Origin of the sequence: Flavobacterium branchiophilum NBRC 15030 = ATCC 35035 (assembly GCF_002217205.1) — a bacterium.
GTDB lineage: Bacteria > Bacteroidota > Bacteroidia > Flavobacteriales > Flavobacteriaceae > Flavobacterium > Flavobacterium branchiophilum.
In genome coordinates, this window is sequence record NZ_MUGT01000018.1 from 1 (window position 1) to 5,844 (window position 5,844).

Here is a 5,844-nt window from a genome sequence, read left to right on the forward strand (position 1 = left end):
TTTTATATGTATATTTGGTTTTATAATAATATTGCCATCAAATATTCGTCAATAAATCGATTGTCGCTTTTCAGAAAACCATAATTTTTCAGCATTCCTTCTTTTTGAAAACCTACATTTTCATACAACTGATATGCTTTGTGGTTGTGTGTTGCCACACTCAACTCAATTCGGCTCATGCCATTGGATTTGCAAAACGCAATAATCTCCAGCAGCATTTTTTTTCCCAGACCTTTTCCAGAAAATTCAGGAATTATGCCAACGCCTCCCAAATAAGTAATGTGGGAACAACGATAGGTGAGGGGAATCAATTTGCACATTCCTACGGCAATTTGATTGTCTATAAAAACATACAAAACACCTTCATGAATGAGTTTTTCAAAAATGGGTTTAAAATCCTCAGGAGGCATGATTTCATACAACAAAAAAGGATTTACCTCAGGATGCATGTACAAATTATAAAAAAAATCAAAATTGCTTAGCGATGCTTTTTGTAACATATTTTATTATTTTATTAATCTAAATTAAGTGATTGTAATTGAAAAACGAACTATTGTTATTGGTACAAAAATAGAATTTTACAGCAAAAAAAAACACCCTTTATGGGCGTTTTTTTTTGGGGTTTAATATCTAAATAACAGGGCTTTCACTTCGTCAAATGATTCTTCTATAATGCATACAAAAGGAGCGTCATGAAGTTTTGCTTTTTCATGAAGTTTTGCGTGTTTCAATTTTGTAAAATCTGTATCAGAAATGCCTTTTGGTCTGCCTAAAAACACACTAATTGTTTGGTAAGGTGTTAAACCATGGGTTTCGGAACATTTGATAACTTTAGAAACGTTTTGTTTTTTAGGAGCATTCCATTCCATTTTTGTGGAAACATCGTGTGATTTTGATGTAGAAATATGGGTCAATGTAGCAACAGCAAAATTCGATATCACTTGATGTTCATTTTGGTTTGGCCATGTGTAATGGATCAAATTTTCATCGGTTTTGATGTAATTTACTAAAAATGTTTCACCATTATGTTTTTGTATTTGGTGTGTTTGTGCATATACATTACCAATAAATAATGCACAATAAAAGTAAAAAATATTTTTCATTTTTCGTATATTTATAGGGTTTAGTATTCAATTAAAATTCAAAATATTATGCAAAATACTATGTATTTTATTTAGATTCAAACATTAAAATTATTTAGGAAAAAAACAAGAAATATTCTGTTAAAATTGCAGTTGATACACTTTATCCAAATCTTTTTCGGAAGATAAATTAACTTGCAAGTCTGTAACAAAACCTGAGTTTAGTCCATATACCCATCCGTGTAATGTTAGGTCTTGTCCTTTTCTCCAGGCTGCTTGCACAATTGAAGTTTTGGCCAAATCAAAAACTTGTTCTTTGATATTGATTTCTACAAATTTATTAAATCTTTCTTCTTCATTGACTATAGAGTCTAAATATTGACGATGTAGTCTATATACATCTTTAATATGCCGTATCCAATTGTCTATAATTCCAATAGAACCGTTGCCCAAAGCTGCCTTAATACCACCACAACCGTAATGGCCACACACCAAAACATGTTTGACTTTCAGTACATTTACGGCATAATCCAATACACTTAGCATATTCATATCAGAATGAATTACCATATTGGCAATGTTTCTATGTACAAAAACATCGCCTGGTTTTGCTCCAATAATTTCGTTTGCGGGTACTCGACTATCCGAACAACCAATCCACAAAAGCTGCGGATTTTGGCCTTTTGCTAAATCTTCAAAATAATTGGGATCAGCTTTCAACGAATTTTCAACCCATTCTTTATTTTTATCTAATATTTTTTTATAGTATTCTGTCATTTTGTTTTTTTTATTTTGTTTTTAAATATAATTAAATGGTTTATGGTAAATTTACAATATTTTTTTGAAATAATTCGTATTATTTTATTTTAAATTAAAAATAAATAAATTTTACTCGTAACCATTTATTGTTTTGTTTGTTGTTGTTCAATATCAAATCGTTTTACTTCTTTTTGAACCATTACTTTATTTAATTCGTCATAATGATGTTCTATTGTAACATGATTGTCATGATTATTTTCTAATTGATAAGCTTTTTTGAAATTTCGAAGTTTTACTTTGATATGTAATTCTTTAGATCGTATAGACTTAAACTCTTTAATCAAATCTAAAATATCATGTGCAATATAAATGGTGTCTTTTGCATCAATGATTACTTTTGAATTTTCGGGTATCGATTTTAGTGTTTCCTTGATTGCGGCTTTATTCAAAAATGAAACTTCTTGTGCCAAATCAATATGGATAACATCGCCATCGGCATACTCCTCTTTTCTAAAATTGTAGGCTCTTTTCAAATTGCCTTTCAATACAAAAATAATACTAATGATCATTCCAAGTGCCACTCCTTTTAACAAGTCAGTAAAAACTACTGCTACAAAGGTTGCTATGAAAGGGGCAAATTGGTATTTACCTTTTTCCCAAAAATGGATAAATGTACTTGGTTTTGCCAATTTGTACCCTACTAAAAGTAGTACAGCTGCCAATGTAGCCAAAGGTATTTTATTTAATATGGTAGGAATTGCTAAAACACTTATCAACAATAACACACCATGTATGATAGCAGATAATTTTGATTTGGCTCCCGCAGTACTATTGGCAGACGAACGCACTACTACCGACGTCATGGGCAAACCACCAATGAAGCCACTCAATATATTGCCAATTCCTTGTGCTTTGAGTTCTATATTGGTATCAGTATATCTTTTTTGAACATCCATTCTGTCGGCGGCCTCAATGCACAATAAGGTTTCAATAGAAGCTACAATAGCAATAGTAAGTCCCAAAAGCCAAACGGCGGGATTCATAAATCCTGTTAAATTGGGTTGTACAAATATATTTTTAAAATCATTAATCGAATTTGGAATTGGCAATGCTACTAAATGTTCCGATTTTATGGCCAAGGAACTAGCGGTTTGGATAAATATTTCGTTGATCAATATACCGCAAATAACAGCCACTAAGGCTCCTGGAATAAGCTTCAATTTTTTAAGGAATGGAATTTTGTCCCATGCTATTAAAATAGCCAATGACACGAGTGTAATAATTATGGCTCCCAATTGAACATAATTTAATACATGAAACAATGAATCTAAAGTGTTGCCTCCATCTTTTTGCAAAAATGATTGATCGCCTTCAAAATCATTATCATAACCAAAAGCGTGCGGCAGTTGTTTCAAAATAATAATGACACCAATTCCAGCTAACATTCCTTCAATAACATTTGTAGGAAAATAATTTGAAATGCTTCCTGCTTTGATAAAACCTAATGCCAATTGTAGCAGACCCGCTATCAATACCGCAGTCAAAAATAAATCAAATGCTCCCAAATCGGTTATGCCCTTCAATACAATGGCAGTCAATCCTGCCGCTGGACCGGATACACTAATATGGGATTGACTTAAAAAACCGACTACGATACCGCCAATGATACCCGATAATATTCCTGAAAATAAAGGTGCACCAGAGGCCATTGCTATTCCTAAGCATAATGGTAGTGCTACCAAAAAAACCACCAAACCCGATGCAAAATCAGCATTTAGTGTAGAAAAAAAGTTGTTATTTGTTTTAGACATGTGTTGTTTTAATTTTTTTTGAATAAATAATAACCCATGGAAAGTAATTTCCATGAAAAATTAAAGCAGTAATTTGCTTGTTTGATTATATTTAATTTAAAACAACTCTGGTGGCGGTATGATTATAGCAATATAGATATGCTCATGCTTTGTTTGCGATACTTTTATTTGTGTTTTTTTCTTGGTAAAAGTATGAAATAATAGGGGCAAAAATGGCTCCGAAAATAAGGCTATAAAGGCTTCCTTCTTTACTTGTTCTTCTTCCGATAGATCATCCATATAGGTACAATCCACCGATTTCTTAATTACACTAATTATTGTAGGTGTAATTAAAAAAAACAAGAAAAATATAAGTAATATTTTGGCCATTTTTTTCATATCGCTAAAATACAATTTTGGTAGTGTTTTAAAGCATTTTTTTTGAAATTAACATTTTATTAACATATTTTTTAATTTTTAATCACCTTTCGTTATGTCGTTCTAAAATAGTCAAAATACTTATCTCACTTTGCCTCTATGTGTCTTTACATGAAATAGACCTTTTATATTAAGGATCATTCAATTTTTATAACGTTTTAAAAATGTAGTTTTAAGGGGTCTTCGTTTAGGTTAAATTTTTGTAATCCAATGATATGTTTTTATAATTTACTTTTCGTGTTATCAAAAGGGTTTAATTCATGCTGTTTTTAGCATGTTTTACCCCCAATAATGAATATACATCAATTATTTAAAAAATAAAAAAAATAAATTTTTAGTAAAATAAATAATAAAAATAGGGGGTGTCTTGCTGAAATTGGTGTAATTTTAACAAACTACCCCTTAAAAAATAATGGTATGAATGATTTTTAGTTAAGAATGTCGCAAAAAACAAGATTAAAAAAAATACATTAATCAATAAATCGACTGCCAATTTTCGATTTCATAAAAGTGATTTCAAAATCAAAAAAAAGTCCTATTCAAGCCATTTATTTCACAAAAACTAAATAATTTTGTCCTAAGAAAAATTAAATATATTTATTAAATTCTTACAATTAAAACACAACAAAGTCTAACTAAAAAAAATGCACCATGAAAAAAACACTGTTCTCATTCTTATTTTTGGCCACTACTATTTTTACCAATGCCCAAGATACACCCTTAGAAATTTCTGGTTCGGCCGATATTTATTATAAATATGATTTTTCTAAAACGGCCAACATACCTACAAGCTTTGCAACCGATCAAAATTCAGTTTCCCTAGGCATGTTAGACGTTGTATTGAAAAAGAAAACAGGCAAAACGTCTTTCGTTGGCGAAGTGTCTTTTGGTCCTCGTGGCACAGGCCAATCCATACCAGATGTAGCGGGGCAGTCTTTTCATATTCAAAATTTGTATGCTACGTATGCAGCCTCCGAAAAATGGACGCTAACCGCAGGATATATGGCAACTTATATTGGATACGAAGTCATTTCGCCGCTAACAAATTTCAATTATTCTACCTCTTATTTGTTTACAAACGGCCCTTTTCAAAACGCAGGAATCAAAGCTACCTACACGGTGTCTTCCAAAATTACCCTAATGGGAGGGTTGTTCAACGACCAATGGAATACATACCAAGCAACCCCAAAATTTGGACTAAATGCCTTGGGAGCTCAAATTTCTTGGAATCCAAAAGAAGGATTATTTGCTTACTTCAATGTATTATCAGGCTCTGTTAGTGGCACAATTTTAGACCTAACGGCAGCATACCAAATCAATTCAAAAATCAAATTAGGTTTCAATGCTACCAATTTCAATGGCCCAGACGACCAAACAGGGTATTCAGGTTTTGCAATATACCCAACCTACAACATTACTAAGGCATTTGGATTAGGACTTCGTGCAGAATCTTTTAAAGCAAAAACCAATAGCAATTATGCCGCTGTTGGCAACGGAAGTGTTACGGCATTCACTCTTTCTGGAAATTACAAATCCGGCAGCCTAACTTTTATTCCCGAAATCAGATTAGACAACGCAAACAACCCAAATTTTGTTACCTCAGCCGGAAACCCAACTAAAACAGCCTCTCAACTTACTATGGCACTAGTTTACGGTTTCTAATCCATATCATATATAACAATCTGAAAAACAGCAAAAAACTTTTATTTTGCTGTTTTTTTTTAACCCAAATTACGCATTAGACTTCGACCTGAAATCTAATACCAAATATATTT

Annotated in this window: 6 protein-coding genes; 1 reads left to right on the top strand and 5 read right to left on the bottom strand. The window is 31.8% G+C overall.

Annotated features, from left to right (window positions below):
• Positions 1–20: 20 nt before the first annotated feature.
• From B0A58_RS02505 to B0A58_RS02525, 5 genes are all read right to left on the bottom strand, one after another.
• A complete protein-coding gene (locus B0A58_RS02505) occupies positions 21–500 on the bottom strand; it encodes a GNAT family N-acetyltransferase (RefSeq protein WP_089079745.1) in 480 nt (159 codons plus the stop codon).
• Positions 501–623: 123 nt separating this feature from the next.
• Positions 624–1,103: a hypothetical protein gene (locus B0A58_RS02510; RefSeq protein ID WP_089079746.1), complete on the bottom strand. Its 480-nt coding sequence runs from the start codon at positions 1,101–1,103 to the stop codon at positions 624–626.
• A gap of 120 nt (positions 1,104–1,223) precedes the next feature.
• Positions 1,224–1,859 carry a carbonate dehydratase gene (can, locus tag B0A58_RS02515; protein ID WP_014083623.1) on the bottom strand — a complete coding sequence of 212 codons (636 nt, stop codon included), beginning with the start codon at positions 1,857–1,859 and terminating at the stop codon, positions 1,224–1,226.
• Between the two features lie 125 nt (positions 1,860–1,984).
• Positions 1,985–3,652: a SulP family inorganic anion transporter gene (locus tag B0A58_RS02520; RefSeq protein ID WP_089079779.1), complete on the bottom strand. Its 1,668-nt coding sequence runs from the start codon at positions 3,650–3,652 to the stop codon at positions 1,985–1,987.
• A gap of 96 nt (positions 3,653–3,748) precedes the next feature.
• Positions 3,749–4,021 (bottom strand): hypothetical protein, encoded by a 273-nt coding sequence (locus B0A58_RS02525; protein ID WP_133063059.1) that lies wholly within the window; start codon positions 4,019–4,021, stop codon positions 3,749–3,751.
• Between the two features lie 699 nt (positions 4,022–4,720).
• Between B0A58_RS02525 and B0A58_RS02530 the strand changes: the two genes are divergently transcribed.
• Positions 4,721–5,731, top strand: coding sequence for a porin (locus tag B0A58_RS02530; RefSeq protein WP_089079748.1), 1,011 nt, complete (start codon positions 4,721–4,723; stop codon positions 5,729–5,731).
• Positions 5,732–5,844 lie beyond the last annotated feature (113 nt).